This window comes from Micromonospora sp. NPDC005172, assembly GCF_040608555.1.
Taxonomy (GTDB): Bacteria; Actinomycetota; Actinomycetes; order Mycobacteriales; family Micromonosporaceae; genus Micromonospora.
The window spans coordinates 33,002-51,529 of record NZ_JBEXIL010000014.1; the positions used below are offsets into that span (position 1 = coordinate 33,002).

General features: G+C 70.5%; 18 protein-coding genes. 7 read left to right on the forward strand and 11 right to left on the reverse strand.

The window, feature by feature from the left end; genetic code table 11:
• The first annotated feature begins 168 nt into the window (after positions 1-168).
• The gene (locus ABZV06_RS12330; RefSeq protein ID WP_355247810.1) at positions 169-753 is read left to right on the forward strand and encodes a dihydrofolate reductase family protein; all 585 of its coding nucleotides are present in this window, start codon (positions 169-171) and stop codon (positions 751-753) included.
• Positions 754-780: 27 nt separating this feature from the next.
• Here ABZV06_RS12330 and ABZV06_RS12335 read toward each other — a convergent pair whose 3' ends face one another.
• The 9 genes from ABZV06_RS12335 to ABZV06_RS12375 all read right to left on the reverse strand — a co-directional run bounded on the left by ABZV06_RS12335 (position 781) and on the right by ABZV06_RS12375 (position 9,945).
• Positions 781-1,788 (reverse strand): RNA polymerase subunit sigma-70, encoded by a 1,008-nt coding sequence (locus ABZV06_RS12335; protein ID WP_355620887.1) that lies wholly within the window; start codon positions 1,786-1,788, stop codon positions 781-783.
• Positions 1,789-1,892: 104 nt separating this feature from the next.
• Entirely contained in the window at positions 1,893-2,456 is a 564-nt protein-coding gene (locus tag ABZV06_RS12340) for an RICIN domain-containing protein (protein WP_355620890.1), read from the reverse strand.
• A gap of 42 nt (positions 2,457-2,498) precedes the next feature.
• Positions 2,499-3,689, reverse strand: a complete 1,191-nt coding sequence (locus ABZV06_RS12345; RefSeq protein WP_355620893.1) for a radical SAM protein — start codon at positions 3,687-3,689, stop codon at positions 2,499-2,501.
• 90 nt (positions 3,690-3,779) lie between these two features.
• On the reverse strand, positions 3,780-4,010 hold the full coding sequence (locus ABZV06_RS12350; protein WP_355620896.1) for a hypothetical protein: 231 nt from the start codon (positions 4,008-4,010) through the stop codon (positions 3,780-3,782).
• Positions 4,011-4,101: 91 nt separating this feature from the next.
• Positions 4,102-5,058 (reverse strand): hypothetical protein, encoded by a 957-nt coding sequence (locus ABZV06_RS12355; RefSeq protein WP_355620899.1) that lies wholly within the window; start codon positions 5,056-5,058, stop codon positions 4,102-4,104.
• Between the two features lie 65 nt (positions 5,059-5,123).
• The gene (locus tag ABZV06_RS12360; RefSeq protein WP_355620902.1) at positions 5,124-7,655 is read right to left on the reverse strand and encodes a CHAT domain-containing protein; all 2,532 of its coding nucleotides are present in this window, start codon (positions 7,653-7,655) and stop codon (positions 5,124-5,126) included.
• A gap of 1 nt (position 7,656) precedes the next feature.
• Positions 7,657-8,145 carry a hypothetical protein gene (locus ABZV06_RS12365; protein WP_355247829.1) on the reverse strand — a complete coding sequence of 163 codons (489 nt, stop codon included), beginning with the start codon at positions 8,143-8,145 and terminating at the stop codon, positions 7,657-7,659.
• Positions 8,142-8,744: a sigma-70 family RNA polymerase sigma factor gene (locus ABZV06_RS12370; protein ID WP_355620905.1), complete on the reverse strand. Its 603-nt coding sequence runs from the start codon at positions 8,742-8,744 to the stop codon at positions 8,142-8,144. The genes ABZV06_RS12365 and ABZV06_RS12370 overlap by 4 nt, the downstream gene beginning before the upstream one ends.
• Positions 8,745-8,748: 4 nt before the next feature.
• A complete protein-coding gene (locus ABZV06_RS12375; protein ID WP_355620908.1) occupies positions 8,749-9,945 on the reverse strand; it encodes a S8/S53 family peptidase in 1,197 nt (398 codons plus the stop codon).
• Between the two features lie 361 nt (positions 9,946-10,306).
• On the opposite strand from ABZV06_RS12375, the gene ABZV06_RS12380 reads away from it, so the two are divergent.
• From ABZV06_RS12380 to ABZV06_RS12405, 6 genes are all read left to right on the forward strand, one after another.
• Positions 10,307-10,741 (forward strand): DUF6196 family protein, encoded by a 435-nt coding sequence (locus tag ABZV06_RS12380; RefSeq protein WP_355247838.1) that lies wholly within the window; start codon positions 10,307-10,309, stop codon positions 10,739-10,741.
• Positions 10,742-10,942: 201 nt separating this feature from the next.
• On the forward strand, positions 10,943-11,572 hold the full coding sequence (locus tag ABZV06_RS12385; protein ID WP_355247841.1) for a fasciclin domain-containing protein: 630 nt from the start codon (positions 10,943-10,945) through the stop codon (positions 11,570-11,572).
• A gap of 59 nt (positions 11,573-11,631) precedes the next feature.
• On the forward strand, positions 11,632-13,155 hold the full coding sequence (locus ABZV06_RS12390) for a molybdopterin-dependent oxidoreductase (protein ID WP_355620911.1): 1,524 nt from the start codon (positions 11,632-11,634) through the stop codon (positions 13,153-13,155).
• A 262-nt stretch (positions 13,156-13,417) separates the two neighbouring features.
• A complete protein-coding gene (locus ABZV06_RS12395; protein ID WP_355621086.1) occupies positions 13,418-14,035 on the forward strand; it encodes a sigma-70 family RNA polymerase sigma factor in 618 nt (205 codons plus the stop codon).
• Positions 14,032-14,760, forward strand: a complete 729-nt coding sequence (locus ABZV06_RS12400; protein WP_355620914.1) for an anti-sigma factor — start codon at positions 14,032-14,034, stop codon at positions 14,758-14,760. Before ABZV06_RS12395 ends, ABZV06_RS12400 begins: the two co-directional genes overlap by 4 nt.
• Positions 14,761-14,909: 149 nt before the next feature.
• Positions 14,910-15,323 (forward strand): hypothetical protein, encoded by a 414-nt coding sequence (locus tag ABZV06_RS12405; protein WP_355620916.1) that lies wholly within the window; start codon positions 14,910-14,912, stop codon positions 15,321-15,323.
• A 198-nt stretch (positions 15,324-15,521) separates the two neighbouring features.
• Here ABZV06_RS12405 and ABZV06_RS12410 read toward each other — a convergent pair whose 3' ends face one another.
• Both ABZV06_RS12410 and ABZV06_RS12415 read right to left on the reverse strand, forming a co-directional pair.
• Complete coding sequence (locus ABZV06_RS12410; protein ID WP_355620918.1) at positions 15,522-16,508, reverse strand: hypothetical protein; 987 nt, start codon at positions 16,506-16,508, stop codon at positions 15,522-15,524.
• Positions 16,509-16,575: 67 nt separating this feature from the next.
• Entirely contained in the window at positions 16,576-18,528 is a 1,953-nt protein-coding gene (locus ABZV06_RS12415) for a DNA/RNA non-specific endonuclease (protein WP_355620921.1), read from the reverse strand.

Sequence of the window (18,528 nt, forward strand, 5' to 3'; positions counted from 1 at the left end):
ACACCGGCTCGACCGAGGATGCCGGCGCTGACGGCGGTCAAGACGTCGGCGTGCCGCCCACCGGAGATCCGTCGACGCCGCCGGCTACGGCTCGTGGGCTTCGACCGATTAGGTTTCCGCGCCGTGCCCGTCTGTACGTGTGAGATCAACCCACGGAAGGCTGGCAGAATGCGGAAACTGATCTTCGGGATGAATGTGACCCTGGACGGCTACATCGCCGCGCCGGGCGATGACCTCGGCTGGAGTGCGGGTGAGGGGCCGGACTCGTCGTCGAGCGGCGAGTTGTTCCAGTGGTGGTCCGCCCGGGTTGGGGCGACTGACCTGGCGTTGTACGGGCGCAAGCTGTGGCAGACGATGAGTTCTCACTGGCCGACCGCTGACCAGCAGCCCGGTGCCACACCGACAGAGATCGAGTTCGCCCGCCGCTGGCGGGACATGCCGAAGGTGGTGTTCTCCTCGACGATCAAGACGGTCGACTGGAACACCCGCCTGGTCACCGGCGACGCGGTCACCGAGATCACCCGGCTCAAGGCCGAGGACGGCGGCCCGATGGACATCGTCGGCGCGACGCTTGCCGGGGCGGCCATGCGGGCCGGGCTGATCGACGAATACGCCCTGGTCACCTACCCGGTCCTGGTGGGCGGAGGCACGCCGTTCTTTACCGCGATGGACACCTGGGTGAACCTGAAGCTCATCGAGACGCGGACCTTTCCCGGCGGCATAGTGCTGGCCCGATACGAGACAAGACGATGAACACGAGCCCGTTGCTGCGAGTCGTGCTCACAGCGTCGGGGGCAGGTTCAGCCATGGTTTGTCGGCGGCGCCGAATCCGGTGAGCTCGGCGATCCTCCCGTCGACGATGCGCAGGACCGCGATGTTGAACAGCCGGTACGTCGGGTTGTCGGGGGTGCGGAGGTACAGCGCGGCGGTCGGCATCCGGTTGACCGTCGTGGTGGTACAGCGCCAGTCGTCGTAGCCGCGCTGGAAGAGCCCGTTGGAGACCCAGCCGTCCACCGCGTTCCTCGCCGTGACGATCAAGGTGCCCGGCGTCGGAAGCATCGTGAACCGCAGATCGTCGCGGAGCAGGGCCATCAGGCCGTCGAGGTCGTTGCGCTCGTGGGCATCGATGTACGCCTTCACCACGGCGCGCTCGTCGTTCGACAGCTCGTGCGTTGCGGCGCTCCGCCAGTCGAGACGGCGGTCGGGTAGCTGCTCGCGCATCGTCACGCGCGCCCGCTGCAGTGCGCTGGTCACCGATGCGACGGTCAGCTCGAGGGCCTCCGCGGCCCTCGACGCTGGCCAGCCGACCACGTCGCGCAGGATGAACACCGCCCGTTGCCGCGGCGGCAGGTGCTGGACGGCGACGATGAAGGCCAGCTCTATCGTCTCCCGCGCCACCACCGAATCCTGCGGGTCCATCGGGAGCATCTGGTCCGGGTAGGGCTGCAGGTAACGCACTTCCGAGCCCGGGCCCGGCAGTTCGGCAGTCACGGGTGTGCGGTCGTTGCGCTTCTCCAGGAAGTCGAGGCAGGCATTCGTCGCGATCCGGTACAGCCAGGTCCGCAGGGACGCATTGCCCCTGAACGACTCTCGTTTGTTCCACGCCCGCAGGAACGTCTCCTGCGTCATGTCCTGGGCGTCCTCGTAGTTCGCGAGCATCCGGTAGCAGTGCACCTGCAACTCCCGGCGGTGACGCTCCGTCAACTGTGCGAGCCGTTCCGCGTCGTCGGAGCGGGCCGCTTCGATGAACGTGGCCTCGTCGGCACGCCGCGGTCTGGCGTCGGTCATGGTCATGGATCCTTTCATCGGTGCGAGGGGGCCACCAGAACCGACGACGGGGCGGCGGGTTTCTGATCGGTGCACCGGGCGACGCGCCTTTCGCGGTGGCCGGTCTACCAGGCGCTCAGGACCCACTGCTGAGCGGCGGTGTTGTTGCAGGTCCACTGCCACACGGCGTTGCCCGCGACAGGGTCGCCCCAGGGCACATCGACGCACTGCTTGGTCTGGAGGTTGCGCAGCGCGTATCCATTCACACCGGGTATCTGTGTGACCGACCAGAGTTGCCGGGCGACCCCCAGGCAGTCCCACAGTTGCAGCGTCTGACCGGCTGCCGGGTTGCCCCAGGGCAGGTCGAGGCACTTGGGGCCGTCCGCCGACCAGAGCGAGCTGACAAGCTGGTAGTAGACGACGCCTTCCCACCTGCCCTCGTACACCATGGTCCATTTCTGGGCCGGGCCGTCGTAGCAGGGCCACTGCTTGATGGCCGTGCCGTTGGCGGTGCTGGCGTACGACACGTCGATACACAGGCTGCCGAAGGGCTGCTCAGCGGTGGCGGAACTCTGGGATCGGAATGAGTATTCGGTGGCGGCACTGGCAGGCGAGGCGACCCCCAGGCTGGCGGCTACGAGTCCGACGCACGCCGCGAGCACCATGGACGTCCGGCTGAGGATATTCATGATCGTTCCTTCCACGTTGTCGAGAAGGGGGTGGCCGCTCGCTCACAGGCGGCCGCTGGTGTAGAGGTAGTCGAGCAACCGGCCGTCCACCCGGTCCTGGAAGGTGTCGGCCAGCGTCAGATCCGGTTGTTCGTACTCGTAACCGCAGCGCACCCAGCGTTCCGGGACACTGGTGACGTCCAGGTAACCCTCGTCGACGCTGCCCACCTCGAAGCCGGGCTTTCCGGCCGACTGCCAGCAGCTGAAGAGGTGACCGTCGGCGTTGACCACGGCGCCGTACCGACCACCCGGCTCCGAGCAGATGTGGCAGATGGTTCTCATGCTGGGTCGGACCATCCGGAAGCCCGCTTCCAGTGCCGCGATGCTCCAACTCGCGAACGCGTCGCTCACATCGTCGATGTGCCGCATGGTGTTGCGGTAGCCGAAGCCCGCGTCCCCCACCCAGGCGAACGTGATCGTGCACCGCTCGGGGCTCAGGTCGGCGGCCAGCTCCCCGACGAGGTTGGCGATCCGGTCGACATTGTGGTGCGACACGTTCACCCGCAGGTTCCAGTTCAGCCCGGTCACCTCAGTCGCGCGGGCCACGTTGCGCAGGATGGCATCGAAGGTGGGCGCCCCGGACCGCTTGACCCGGATCTGGTCATGGTCAGCCCGGCTGCCGTCGAACGTCACCTGCACGCCGTTCAGACCTGCCTCGTACAGCTCGCGGGCCAGTCGCGGGCTCAGCAGAACACCGTTCGTGGTCATGGCGGACTGGTCGAGCCCGATCGCACGGGCCCTGTCCAGCAGGCTGAGGCAGCCGCGCGGGTTGAGCAGCGGCTCACCGCCGAACAGCAGCAGGTAGAGGCGATCCAGCTCAGCTCGACGCATCCGGTCGCGGGCAAATGTGATGATGCGCTCGACGGTGTCGGTGTCGGTGTCCAGCCAGGCCCGCCGTATCCGTGGTGGCCGTGCGCCGCCGGTGTCGTCCAGCCCCGTGTTCTGGAAACAGTAACCACAACCGAGGTTGCAGGTGGTCGTGGTGAGCACGGTCAGCGAGAACGAGGCCGGCAGACGCGGCCGGAACGCCCCCGTACGGTGAAGGAAGCCAGTGGTGGTGGCATCCATCGTGCCGTCGGGCCCCACACACTCGGGCCGCAGCAGGGTCCAGGTCTGGTTCCCGATGAACCACCAGCCGTGTTCGCTACGGATCAGACGCGGCGCGTCGATGTCGTCCAGGCGGGTGCCGATCATGATTCACCTCCATCGGTGCTGCCGGATGTCGGGTGAGCGGGACCCGTAGGCAGTCGTAGCCGCCGACGGGCCCCGCGGTGATGTGCCCGGCTAGGCGTTCGGGTTGGCGTTGCCCTCCAGCGTGGCGTTCTCCGGCGCGCCGATCTGGATCCCGCAGGCGGCGTCCGTGAGCTGTGCGGAACTGCGATTGGCGAGAACCCGGCTCACCTCCGGTGCCCCGATCTGGACGCCGCAGGCGGCGGCCTCCTCAACGGAGACGTCCGGCCCTCGGTTGACGAGGATGTTCTCCAGCTCTTCGGCGCCGATCTGGATACCGCACATCTGTCCTGCTCCCCTCTCCGGCGGAACGACTTTCCGCCGGTCTTGTCAATACGTGGCGGCAGGGCCGGTGCAGATACCGATCCGTCGGGTTCTATCCACCGCCCGGGCACAACCCGGTGCCACGGATCGGCAGAGCGCTGTCCAGGTATGCCGCCGCGATCCAGCCGGTCTCTCCGAGGACTGTCGTCCGGGCCCATACGTCGTCGTCCTTGACGGCTTGCCCGGTGCGGTAGCAGGTCACCCGGCCCAACGTGCCGTCGGGCACCTTCCGCAACACCCGGTCGCCCGTGGAAGGGCCGGCGCGGAGCGATACGTCGGGTCGGGCCTTGACCGCGACGAGCCGGCCATCGCCGGGAACCAGGCCGTCCTGGAGTCCCCGGCAGGTGAGCGCCGACGAGCCGATCCACATGATGGTGTAGTCCTCGCCATCGCGTTTCTGGTGGCTGGTGTCGAAGCAGTACGCCGGGTTGTCCTGGTCCGGTCCGATGCCCTGGGTGGCCAGATCCAGGAGCGGGATCTGCTTGATCAGGAAGCAGGCGGCGGTGTCGGCGACCGCGCCGAGGCGGCCACGGAGGACCGCTACGACGCCGATCGCCCACGAGTCGCGCCGGCTCTGGTAGATCCGCACCGCCAACCGGTCCGTCTGGTAGGCGCACTGGACGGCGTCGTCGACCTGCCCGAGCCGGTCGGCAAAACGGCCGAGGTTGTTGAGGAACTGGCCGACCCGGGGCCGTTGCCCGGGCACGATCCGTTGGGTCACCTCGCTCACCAGGTCGACGTACGGCAGGCAGGGGTTTTCGACCGAGGTGTAGCTACCCTCGTCCAGCTTCGGGAGCAGTCCGCCGCTCCGGGTGCCGGCCGCCGGACAGCCGCCTCCGGCGATCTTCGCGAGGCCGTCGGCGGTGCCCGGGCGGTTCTGGGCGCCGCCGCTGGTGGCGCCGCCGTTCGTGCGGCACCCGACCAGGAGACTGGCCGCCACGGCGAGCACGGTGATGCCGGCGGCGAGAGCCGCCCGGCGTCGGAGCTTCCTCACATTGTGGTCAGTCATGCCTGGATGGGGGACCGGGCGGCATCCTGGATACCTGCTGTCGGCAGGATTCTGAGGCTGTCGGCTCAGCCGGCACCGAAACAGACGAAGCTCGGTTGCTGGTTGCCGCGTACGGCCTCCGCCAGTGCTGCTGCCGGCGGCCGACCGGCGACGACCGCCCGATGGTAGGCGGCCATGATCTCCATGGCCGCCTCGTCGGCGACCCGGCTGACGCTCGCGACGACAGTGGCGGTGCCCGCGGCGAGCAGGGCCGTCGGCATCCCGAGCGCCTCGTCGCCATGCCGCACATCGGTCAGGCCCAGGTCACAGCTGGACAGGACGACGGTACGCGGGGCGGTCCGCAGTTCCTGCACGTCATATCCCATCAGCGGACCGCCGGCCAGCTCCAGCGTGGAGAACAGAGGGTTCTCCATCTGGTGCTGCCCATGCGCGGCGATATGGGCGAGGCCGACGCCCGCCATCGCCGCGAGTGCCGCCGCCGGGGTCGCCTCCGGCCCGGTGAGCAACGCGGCACCTCGGTGCAGCGACGCCACGGCCCGGGCCTCCGCCTCACCCCGGGGGATTCCCGGTCCCGCCACCACCGTCACCGCCGACGACTCAACGGTGGGCCTGGCATCGTTCAGGCGGCGCCGGGCGGCCAGCCAGACCGCGACCGACGGCGCCACCGTGACCGACCGGGACGCGCACGCTGGCAGGGCGTGCCAGGGCGTGGTCAGCAACAGCCCGGTCGGAACCACCACCAGCTCCCGGTCGCCGACCAGCGGAAGCACCGGGTCGAGCACCATCGAGCCCAATCGGTCGGCGTCCCGACGCGTCGCGTCGCGGACCACGGCCGCCAGCCGGGCGGGCATCGCCCGGCCCGCCTGCGCGTCCAGGTCGGCGCGTAACCGTCGTACCGCCTCCTCCGCCGCGCCGCGATCACCGAGCACCACCACCGAGGTCGCCCGGTCGGTGACCACCAGCGCACGCAGGACGTCCCCGGCGGCCACGTACACGACGAGCGCCGCGCCGGCCAACTCCGCCGTCACGGCGCTCAGCGGCGCCGGCGTCGGCGGCGCCGCGTCCCGGGGGCCCGGCGTCGCCCAGGCGCGCTCCCGGATCATCCGCCGGAGCCCTTCCATTCGCCCGTGGAAGGGCACGGTCGGGCGGCCCGCGAGTTCGGCCTGCCGGACGCGGTGCTGTAGCTGGCGCAGCTCCTCCAGTGCCTCGGCCGCCACCGGGTCGTCGGGTGGCCGTACCGGCGGCAGCAGCAGCGCCTGGGCCCGGACCCGCTCGGACCACCGGTAGACGGCGTTGGCGGAACCCTCCGCCAGCGCCGCGGTGAGCCCCGCTCGGGCCAGGTCGCGGCCATGCACCGCGGCCCCGGTCTGCAGGTCGGCGCAGCCGAACCGGGCGCGGTGCCGGTGCAGAGCGGTCATTCCGGCCAGCAGACTCCGCCGGGCCTCGGCCGACCGGCCGACCGAGGCCGCCACCTCCGCGCGGGCCAGGTGCCAGAGCAGACGCGTGTCAAGGCGATCGGTCCGCCGCGGTCCGGTCTGTCGCCCGATCAGCTCCGCCGCCCGGCGGGGTCGTTCGGCGGACACCAGCGCCCGGGCCTTGACCATATCGGCGACCCGGGCGTCCTCGGGCAACCCGAGCCGGGCCAACCGGCCGGCCAGCACCCCGGCGCGCCGGGCCACCGTCGCCTGGTCGACCTCGCCGACTGCCTGGTCGGCGCGAAGCTCGAGCAGGGCAGCCAGGGCGGCACGGCGGACGTTCGTACGGCCGAGGAACGCGGCACGGGCGTGTCGGGCCCACCGCGCGGCAGCGACCGGCTCGCCGGCAAGCAGAGCCGCCTCCGCGCGAACCTGGAGAGCATCCGCGTACGTGTGTCCGAGCTGCTGCTGCGTCGCCCGCTCCACCGCGCTCGCGAGTTGACGCTCGGCCTCGCGGTACAGCCCTGCGGCGACCAGCGCGCGAGCCCGTTCCACGGCCAGGTTGGCGAGCCGGCCCGGCGCGAGCGCCCGGTAGTCGACGTCGGAGCGGGCGAACGCCCGCAGCGCGGCGGGCAGGTCACCCGCGATCACGTCGAGACAACCCAGATTCGTCCGCGCCATGGCCACATGCAGGCCGAGCCCGTGCCGGGCGGCGACCTCGGCGCAGCGCAGCAGGTCGGCCCGGGCGAGCCGTACGTTGCCCGCCTCCAGGTGCACGAGGCTGCGATTGTTGAGCGCCTTGACCAGATCGGACGGGTGCGTGAGGTCACTCAACAGGTCGACGGACTCGTCGTACTGGCGCAGCGCCTCCTCGTTGCGGCCGCTGCGTTTGAGCAGCAGGGCCCGCTGGCCGAGCAGGATCGGCCGCTGTGGGGGAGCCACAAGTGTCTCGGCCTCGTCCAGCAGCCGGAAGCCCAGCTCCACCCGGCCTCGCTCGGACTCGGCCCAGGCGAGACTGATCAGCAGGCGGGCGTGGATGTCGCGCAGGGCCGGGTGGCTCTTCGCCAGCCGCAGGCCCGCCCGCAGTTCCCGGGTGGCCCGCCCTGGCTGGCCGGCGTCGCTGGACGCCAGACCGGCCGCGTGCCAGCGGGTGGCCCGGCGAGCCAGCGCGGTCGGGTCCATGTCACAGGGCGAGGGCCGGCGTGACCACCTGGGGCGCGTGCTCGCCGCGTGCCGGGTGCACCACCACCTGCGCCAGGCCGTGTGGCACGCCGTCCAGCACGAACCGACCGGACGCGTCGGACTCCACCGTCTGGGGCGGGTCGGGCGCGGGGTACCGCAGTTCGACCCGTACGGCGGCGCCGGGCGCGAGCCAGCCGTCGATCCGGACCAGGCCGTCGGGCCGGTCCACGATCGTGATCATCACGGTTCGACTCTCCGCGTCGAACGTCAGGGTGCGGGTCCGTTCCGTGCCCCGCACCGCGCCGACGAGCTGCTCTTCGCGCAGCCGAGCGACCTCCCGGTCGACGTCGTCGAGTGCCAGCACAAGGCGTACCCGGTCGTCGAGGTCGGGAGGCGGCGGGTCGAGCTGGGCGAGCACCGAGGCCAGCTGGTCCAGAATCACCTGGTCCAGGTCATCGAGCGGCTGGTCGGAGGAGTGCGGGGTGGTCATGTCGGGCTCCACGTCGAGTCGGCGGCCAGCATCTCCCGCAGCTTCGCCAGGCACCGGCCGCGGGTCGGCCCGATGCTGCCGCGCGGCATGCCCAACGCCTCGGCCACCGCCGTGTAGTCGGGGCGGTCGACGTGCGCGACGATTCGCAGCAGCGCCCGGCACCGCTGCGGCAGCCGCGCCACGTGCCGCCACAGCGCCCGGTCACGTTCCTCGGACAGCAGCAGGTCGGCCGGGCCGGGCTCCGGGTCGGGCGAGGACTCCAGCCTCGCCGCGTCATGCGGCGTCTGCCGCTGTGCGAGCCCCCGTACCCGCCAGGACTCCCGGCGGGTGGTGGTCACCAGCCACGCGGTGAGCGCGCTCGGGGATCGGATGGTGTGCAGTCCGCGTACCAGCTCCAGCCAGGTCGTCTGGACGACGTCGGCCGCCTCCTCGGCGTCGAGGCCCTGTGCCCGGGCGACGTGCCACAGCAGCGGGTTGAGGTCCCGGACCACCTCGTCGAGGGCATCCCGGTCGCCAGCCCTGGCCCGCTCGAGGCGTTCGGCGAGGCGGGCCGCGCGGTCGAGTGACGCGCCTGCCCGGTCCACCGGCACGTTGGGCATGTCGTCAGTCCAACAGTCGCACGGGTGCCGGCACCAGCCTCTGGGCGAGCCGGCCCGCGTACCGGGCCGCCGCGAACGAGGTGCCGGTCCAGTAGGCGTACGCGCCCAGCTCGACGAGCGGTGCCGTGGACAACGGCATGATGCTCACCGCGTTGGTGCCCTCGTGCCACTGGCGCACCCACACCCCGTGGTTGCTGTACGGCGCCCGGGCGGTCGGCGTCGCGCAGGCTCCGACGCTGACGACCGTGAGCGTCGGGTCGACCGCGAAGGCAGCCGGATAGACGGGGTTGTCAGTACCGTCGTTCCCGGCCGAGGCGACCACCGGAACCCGATGGTCCGCCAGGCGTTTGAGCGCCTTGCGGACCGGCTCCATCTCTTCGTCCTGGCCGACCAGTGGGCGGCCGAACGCGGTCAGCACGACGTCGACGCGGTGACCGTCGCCGACCCGGTCCGCCAGCCAGTTCAGCGCGTGTGCCGCGTTGAGGTCGCTGACCCGGCCCGCGTCGCTCATCACCCGCAACGAGAGGATCCGCGCGTCGGGCGCCTCGAGGCGGACCAGTCCGGCGAGGAAGGTGCCGTGCCCCCAATGACTACCGAAGTCCGGATCGTCATCCTCGCCGCGGCTCTCCTGGCCGGCGACCTCCGCAAGAGTGCGCCGCGGCGTCCATCCCTGCGCTTCCTCCCAGTACGGCTCGCCGTCGGTCTCCGCCAGCCAGTCGTGCTCCCGTACCCCGGTGTCGAGCAGCGCCACCACGGGCCGTCCGCCCGGTAACTGGCTGGCCGGGCGCCGTAGGGGCTTCGGCAGCATCACGTAGTCGGGTGCCGGAAGCCACGCAACGGTGCCATGCCCGCTCTTGCAGCCGCTGGCCCGGAAGTACGGGTAGAGAGTGCTCTCCGGTCGGGCGTCGTCCTCCACCGTGGCGGCAACGCACTCGTAGTCGGGGAGGCACTCCGGCACGTCGACGTCGACGTCGGATCGGCTGGCCAGCCGGCGGATGGCCCGAGCCACGGCCACCGGGTCGCCCGCAACGGGCAGCTCCACCAGTTCGACGGCGGGCGGTGCGGGGGCAACCGGCGGGGACAACGGCTGGCCGAGACCAGCCTCGGCCAGCAGCTCGTTGAGGCGCTCGACCGTTTCCGGACGCTCCGCCACCCACGCGGGCACGAGTACGACGTCAGGACGGTACGGGGAACGGGACACCTGACCTCCCGGTAGTACGACCGATGCACTGAGGTCCGTCCTGCGCCCGGCGCGGGGCGGCGGGCCACCAGCACAGTTGAGCACGTTCCGCTGCCGCCGCCAATGGCCCGGTCGTCGCATCGACGACAGCCATTCGATGTGTATTTCACGAGCCCGTCCGCTCTCCTGCTGTGGATGGGTCGCACGCCCCGTCTCGACGGAACCCGGGTCGAGACGTTGCCGCACGCGCCGCGGCTACGCCCTCGAATCGGGCAGCGCTGGCGCGTTCGCGGCGCTGGGCGGGCAGGACGCCGGAGGATTCGCCAGCAGCGGTGTGTCGAGGGCGACTGCGGCTGCCGGCATCATCGGGCACGATCGTCGCATGGTCGGCATCAGCCAGGAGTCCCCTGACGAGACCGTGCTGCGGCTGCGGCAGGTCATCGCGGCTGCGGAGCTGGTCATCTTCGATGGTGAGTGGTCGTTTCACGAGGCGCCGCTCACTCAGCCACCGGCCCTGACGGTCGACCTGCTTGCCGTCGTGCGCGACGAGGACCGGTGGTCCTGGCTCGCGCCAAGCGGCGGCGCGACCGACGGCGAGTGCTTCACGGTCTTCTCGTTCCACTTCCCGCCGGGCGTGGACAACAGCGGGTTCGTCGGATGGCTGGCCACCGAGTTCAAACACCGGCTGGGTACGGGGGTGTTTGTCATCTGCGGCCACAACAGCGACCGCGGTGGCATCTACGACTACTGGGGCTGCCCGGCGCAGGTCGGCGCCGAGGCTGTGCAGGTCCTTGGTGACCTGCGCGCCGGTCGGTAGACATTTGCGGCACGACTGACGGGGGCACGCACCTTCGTCGAGAGCGAGGCCCCCTGTCCAGCGGCGAGGCCCACAGTGTGCCTCCGACACCGCAGCCACCGAGCGCGCCGAATTCGTTCCACCTTGCGCCCATCCGTCTCCGGCTCGGCCTCGAATGCCTCATGACAACAGCAGTGACGTACAAGCATTTGAGGAGTTCGGATGAAGCGACGCCTTTTTGCCTCGGTTGGCGTGATCGCAGTGCTGGCCCTGTCCGCCTGCGGCGGCACCGACAGCGACGACGGTGCCAGCGGCGCGCCGAGCACGTCGGCCAGCGCGCCGATGGCATCGGCATCGCCGTCGACGATGATGTCGGGTCAGTTCGGCTCGGGATGCGCCGCCGTGCCGACCGATCCCTCCAACCCGGGTAGTTTCGACGCGATGGCGAAGGTGCCGGTGGCAACGGCCGCGTCCGGCAACCCGCTGCTGTCGACCCTCGTGACTGCCGTGAAGAAGGCCAACCTGGTCGACTCGCTCAACGGCGCGCAGGGCGTCACGGTATTCGCGCCGACCAATGACGCGTTCGCCAAGATCCCGAAGGCGGACCTGGACAAGGTCCTGGCCGACGACGCCATGCTGAAGAAGGTGCTGACCTACCACGTGGTGCCTACCCAGTTGTCGCCGGACACCCTGGCGGGCACCCACAAGACGTTGCAGGGCGGCGACCTGGAAGTGACCGGCAGTGGCTCGTCGTTCACCGTCAACGGCACCTCGATGGTCGTCTGCGGGAACGTCTCGACGGCCAACGCCACCGTGTACATCGTCGACACCGTTCTGATGCCCAAGAGCTGATGGCGTCGACCGACATCGAGCCCCGGCCGGCGGCCCGCCGGTCGGGGCCGTCCCTCAGCATGACCGCCCTCCGCGGCCCCGTCGTCGGCGTGCTGACCGCCGGAGTGACCCTCGCCGTGGCGCATCTCCTCGCGGCGCTGCTCGCCCCCGTCGCCGATCCGGTGCTGGCAGTCGGCGGTGTCGCCATCGACCAAGCACCGCAGCCCGTCAAGGCGTTCGCCATCCGCACCTTTGGCGCCCACGACAAGATCGCACTCCTCGTCGGCGTCTACGCGCTGCTGGCCCTGGCCGCGGTTCTGCTCGGCGCGGCGGCGGTTCGACGAAGACGCTACGGTCTGGCCGGCCTCGCCGTGTTCGCTGCCGTCGGCGCGGCCGCCGTTCTGTCCCGTCCGGGGGCGACGCCCTCGGACGTCCTGCCGGTGCTGGCAGGTGCGGGTGTCGGGTCGGCCGCGATGCTGGTGGTGGTGCGCGCCGCCCGAACGGTCCGGGTGGGCGCGTCGAGCCGGCCGAGGCTGCTCAACCGCCGTCAGTTCCTGGCCACGGCGGCAGGGGCAACGCTGAGCGCCGGTTCCACGGCCGCGATCGGCGAGGCTGTCGGTCGCGGCAGCGCGCTCGGTGACCGTTCCCGTGCCGCCGTTCGTATCCCGCCGCCCGTGCGCCCCGCGCCGCCGCTACCCGCGGCTGTCTCCGCCGGCGTCGACGGAGTCTCGGTGTTCCTCACCCGCAACCGGGACTTCTACCGGGTCGACACGGCTCTCACCGTCCCGCAGGTCGACGTGAAGACCTGGCGACTGACCCTCGACGGGGCGGTCGACCGTCCTCGTACCTGGAAATTCGAGGATCTTCTCGCCCGTGGCCTCGTCGAGCGTGACATCACCCTCAACTGTGTCTCGAACGAGGTCGGTGGCCCCTACATCGGCACCGCCCGCTGGATCGGCGTCCCCCTCGCCCCGCTGCTGCGCGAGGCGGGCATCCACGCCGGGCAGAACCAGCTGGTCAGCCGCTCGGTGGAGGGTATGACCATCGGCACTCCGCTCCAGGCGATCCTCGACGGGCGCGACGCGATGCTGGCCGTGGCCATGAACGGCGAACCCCTGCCCCTGGAACACGGCTTCCCCGTCCGCATGCTCGTGCCCGGCCTCTACGGCTATGTGGGCGCCTGCAAATGGCTCACCTCGATGAAGCTGACCACGTTCGACGCGTTCGACCCTTACTGGGTGCAGCGCGGCTGGGCCGCGGACGCGCCCGTCAAGACCGCATCACGCATCGACACCCCGCAACCCTTCGCCCAACGCCGCGCCGGACCTCTCATGATCGCCGGGGTCGCCTGGGCGCAACGGCGGGGGATCACCGCCGTCGAGGTGCAGGTCGACGACGGGCCGTGGCAGCGGGCACTGCTCGCCGACGGTCCGTCGCCGGACCTGTGGCGGCAGTGGACCTACCGCTGGGACGCCACCCCCGGCAGCCACACGTTGCGTGTACGGGCCACCGATGCCACCGGTGCGACCCAGACCGACGAACGGGTCGCGCCCTTCCCCGACGGCGCGACCGGCTGGCACAGCACCACCGTCACGATCACCTGATCGGGTGCCTGCCGTCCGGCGGACCGTCAGCGACATAGTCGAAAAAACCTCGTCCGGCACCAGTCCAGCGACCGCCACGGCACGAATCCCTCACGACCGCACCCGAGTAGCAACGCCGTATGCACGCGGAACGGAGACGTGGAGTGCACTGCCGCGACAATGTCATCGTCTACCCGCGCCTCGCTCACGCGCACGTCGCCAAGCATTCGAGCATGCGGCGGCAGGCTGAACGGCCGCCAGCACAGGAGAGGACATGCCGAGGATGAGCGGTGACCCGGAACACGTGCGGCGATTGCGGTCGGTGCCGCCGGACACCGTCACGCCGCCGAGCCCCGACGAGCTGTTGTCTCGGGTGGCGCGGGGTGACGAGGCGGCGTTCGCGGCGCTGTACGACGCCGTGGCCGGCCGGGTCCTCGGGCTGGCCCGCCGGGTCCTGCGTGACCCGGCGCAGGCCGAGGAGGTGACGCAGGAGGTGATGGTCGAGGTGTGGCGTACCGCTGGCCGCTTCGAGGCCGGTCGTGGCTCGGCCTCGGCCTGGATCCTGACGATGGCGCATCGCCGGGCTGTGGATCGGGTGCGCTCCGAGCAGGCTCACACCGACCGCAGCCGGCGCGTCGCCGCGACCGAGACGCACGTTCCCTACGACGAGGTCGTCGAGGACGTCACGGCCCGGTTGGAGAGGGAAGAGGTCCGTCGCTGTCTGGGCCGCCTGACACCGGTGCAGCGGGAGGCGGTGACCCTGGCCTACTACGGCGGCCACACCTACCGTGAGGTCGCCGAGAAGCTGAACACGCCGCTGCCGACGGTGAAGACGCGGATGCGCGATGGACTGATCCGGATGCGCGACTGCCTGGGCATCGACATGGAGGGACGGGCATGAGCGCCGACATCCACACCCTCGCCGGCGCGTACGCCCTGAACGCGGTCGACGAGCTTGAGAGGGCGACGTTCGAGCGGCACCTGGCGGACTGCGAGTCGTGCCGTCTGGAGGTGGCCGAGTTGCGGGAGACCGTCGCACGGCTCGCCGACGACACCCTCGTCGAGGGCATGCCGCCGGCTCTACGGGAGCGCACCCTCACGCAGGTGGCGCGCACCCCGCAGGTGCGTACCGCTGCCGCAGGAGACAGCGCCAGAGGGCAGGCAGGCAGGTGGCGACGCCTGACCGCGGCCGCTGCGGCGGTCGTGCTCGTGGCCGGCGGCGCGAGCGCGGCCACCTGGGCCGTGACCAATGATCGGGTCAGCGACGAGCGGGCCAGCAGTGACCAGGCGCGGCAGATCGCCGCGGTCCTGGATGCCCCGGACGCCCGGGTGTTCGAGCGGTCGCTGCAACCCGGCGGCGCCGCGACCGTGGTGGTCTCGCGCGACCGGGACCGTGGGGTGGTGCTGCTGCGGGACCTGCCCGAGGCCGGCCCCGGGCGGATCTACGAGCTGTGGCTCATCCGGGGCAGCGAGCCCCGCAAGGTGGGACGACTGGCAGAGGGCGTCCGGGAGTCGACCATGGTCGTCGGTCCGGTTGCCGAGGCGGGCAGCTTCGGCGTCTCCAACGAACCCGTGAGCGGTTCCGTCGTCCCCACACGAATCCTGGGTACGGTCGAGCTGAGCTGAGCACGGTGAGCACCCGTGCCTCTGTGGCAACGTCAAGTACCGGCCGGCAGGCAGGCAGGAGGGCGGCTACCACGAGACTGCCCTCAACCGTCGATGAGCATGTATACGTGGAGCGCGCCAGGTCCGTGCCGGACTGCGATGATCGACGCGTGACGTACATCCCTGACCTGGCGCCCTATGACTACCACCCGGGCGCCCCGGACGGCCTCGCCATTGGTTGGCTGGATTCGAGCATGCCCTTCACCACCGGAGCCTGCCCCCGCGACGTGCGAGATCGCTTGGTAAGCCTCGGCACCACACCGGTACGGCTCATGCGTGGCTACCACTACTGCCAGTTCTGCCCGGCTGCGGTTGAGCCGCACGTGACCGGGGTCGACACTCGGCTCCCCGAAACGTCCGATGTCGCACGCGGGAACGGCGAGATCTGGCTCACCGGAGTGGGCGGAACGAACTTCGCCGCACCGGCGCTGATCGGCCACTATGTCGAAGAGCATCGCTACCTGCCACCCGATAGCTTTATCGAGGCGGTTCGGACCGGTGTCCCCACCCCCGGTGTCGCATAGCAGCGTCCGGCTCCTACCGCACTCGGCTGGCCCCGAAGTATGCGCTGACCGCCGTCGAACACGGCTCTGGTCATCCTGAACCGCGACGGTTGCGCAAACTTCCCACCGGCATGATCCTGCCGTCGACCGGCCCACCCCAAAATGACGCCTCTACCCCTGTCAAGGCGCCATGATGACGCAGCGCTCCGTCCGGCCGCGCTACTGCAGCAACTCGGCGTGTGGATGCTCCGGCGACACCGGACAGACGTAGAGCTGCAGGTTGAACCCGGCGATGGACACCAGGCTCGGCCGCGCCGGGTCCGGGTGGGCGTTCCGCATGGCGGCGTCTCTGTCCTCGTAGGGGATCCAGCTGTGGTTGCTGTCGTCCCACTCGCTCGAGGCGATCGTCAGCAGTGGTTCGAGCGGTGTTCCGCAGCTCTGGCAGGGCAGCGCCTGAGGGTCGATGAAGCTCCAGGGCGCCCAGCCGCCGACCTTCCAGCCCGGTGCGACGGACAATTCGTACTGGTAGAACGCCGACTCTGCCTGGTCGTACGCGCTTCCCGGGGCAGCGTCGGCTTTCTGCCGAGCACTCCACTGCTCCACCTGCTCGCGCAGACCCTGCTTCAGCTCCAGCGGCGCGGGATACTCCGTCACCTGCTCGGGATGGACGAGGCACGGTTGCGGCACGTAACCCTCATGTTGGACCGCGACGGGTTGCGGGGGAGTGACGACCACGTCCGTGAGTTGGGTCGAGGAGCGCCAGAACAGCGCCGTCCTGGGTATCTGCTGCTCGGGGTGGTCGAACGGGCACCACAGCACCTGCACCATGTCCGCCTGCTCGGGCACACGGAGATGGGGCACGTCGCGACGATAGAGCTGGGCGACGGGCAGCAACGCCACCGGCTCGTCGGGCCAGGGGCGGCCACGATCAATACGATCCACGACCTCCTGCTCCTGCGGTGTGAACAGCATGTCACCGGCAGGACGGTTGTTCGCAGCCGTGATGAGCTGCCGCAGCAGTCTCACGTCCTGCACCGTCGTCGCAGGTCGGCCGTCCGGTTGGTGCGGACCATGGCAGATCGGCCATGCCTCGGTGACCGGCCACAGCAGCGGCCCGCCGACCGAACTTTCGCGAACAGACGGTGAGCCGGGACGTGGGTGCAGGCGTGTCGTCGTGCGTGCCAGCGGCGCCAGTTGCGGGAACACCGCCGCGATGTCCGCCGGACGTGGCGGGGTGCTGCGGGGGGCGCCGGCTGTCGATGACCCGGGACCGTCAGTTTCCAAGGTTGACCACCGCTCCGTTGACCGTCCGATTGTTGGGCACCATACTGCCGCTGAACAGGGGCTGCGTCGTGCCGTCGGCCTTCTGGACGGTAGCGCTCATGGTGACCGACGTCGGGATGGTGCTGGTGGCGTCGCGGTACTGCGCCGTCACCTCGTAGTACACCGCCTCGCCGGCGTTCAACCGCCCCACCGCTGTCTGGGCGGTCTGCTCGTACGTGCGCATGCTGGGCGTGCCGGTGTTCATGCCCACCTGCCAGCAGGGGACCAGGTTGGCCGCGATGCCCTTGCCTCCGAGGACGTTGGCGACGAGGTGGCACCGGGCGAGACTGCCGCCGCCGTTTCTGGCGGCGAACGATTGCGCGTCCTGCCAGCCGGTGATGTCTCCCTGAGCGGCGGTTCCCTTCGCGGCGGGCCTGGTGATGCAGGCGGTCGCCTGGCTTGCCCGAGCACCGGGACCGCCTGGGGGAGTGGTGGTCTTGTTGCGGTTGGCCACCGGTTGGGTGGTGTTCACGATCCACCCGCCGCCGCTGCCCTGCGCGCCCGGCGGACGGGAACTCACGCATGTGCTTCTGCTGGGCGAAGGGGAGACGGTGGCGGGTGCGGGCGATGCGCTGGCGCTCGGCGCGGCCGTGGGCGTCGGCTGCAGGCGGGTGCGGGCGTCGTCGAGCCACTCCTGCAGCTCGTCGAGGATCCGCTGGACCTGCACGCGTGTCACCGCCCGCGCCAGCACCTGGGCCTGCGCCGCGTAGACGTGCGCGCCGCGCTGAGTACGGGCCCGCAGGTACCAACTGGTCCAGGTGGGGGACACGTTGGTGCAGCTGAGTTGGCCAGTGGCGTTGACCGGCAGGGTGCCTGTGGTGGCGCAGCCGCCGACTGGTCTGCCATCACCGGTCATCGTGACGGTCATGGTGGCGCTGGCGGACTTGGGCGTCTGCAGGTCCTTGCCCACGAAGCGGCTGCTGATGGTGACGGTTATCCGGCAGGCGCCGGGACCGCATCCGGTGAAGCGGGCGTTGCCCTTGGCCGTGAACTGGTAGGACAGGTCGAACGAACTCTCCAGCTCCTTGGCTTTTCCGGTCAGGTCGCGGAACAGGGCATCCACCTCGGCTTGCCCCATGTCGGCCACGCGGATCCGTCCGGGCAACGTCGGTGCGGCAGGGGCCATCCGCCGCCAGCTGACCTGTCGCGAACCACCACTGCCGGCCCCAACAATGGAGGTGTGCGCGGCGCCCTGCAGCGTCGGCATGCCGGGCAGTGTCGGCAGGCTCGGCGGCGACGGCAGACTCGGCAGATCAGGCGCTGAGGGGTCAGCGCCCCTGGTCGGCAAGGCCGGCAGGCTCGGCAGGGACGGAAGTGACGCACCTCCCTCCTTCGACACGATCTGCACCAGCCGATACGGACGCTGTGTGCTCACGAAGATTTCGGCCTGAGGGGTGGTGGCCTTCCAGGTCGTCACCCCCTCCGCCGGCGTTGTCTCAGTTGAACGCGGAAAAGTGGTGCCCTCGGCGCGGAGGCGTTCGTCGACGGCGTCAGCGAGGGTGCGGGGCGTGAGAGGCTGCTGGGCGGCGGGACCGGTTGCGGCCCCTCCGGTGAGCCACTTACCGGTCAACGAACTCGACTGCGTGCCGGTGGTGCCAGGGACCGCGAAGCCGTCCGGGAAGCGGACATAGACCTTGCCGCCGATGCTCAAACTCTGCACATCGATGCTACCGAGTGCCATCGTGCTCAGAGACTGGCCGGCACTGGTGGCGCGCGTGGTGACCGCCGCGCCCCCCAGATCCGACGTGTACTGCAGCGCGGGTGCCTGCCGCATCGCTTCTATGGCCGCTGTGAAAGCGTCCTTGGTGCCGACCTCGACCTTCTTGCCTCCGCCGGTACAACCGGTGAGCGCTAACAAGGCCACCGAGACGCCGCACAGAAGGGCCTGCCGCCGCCCGCTCAT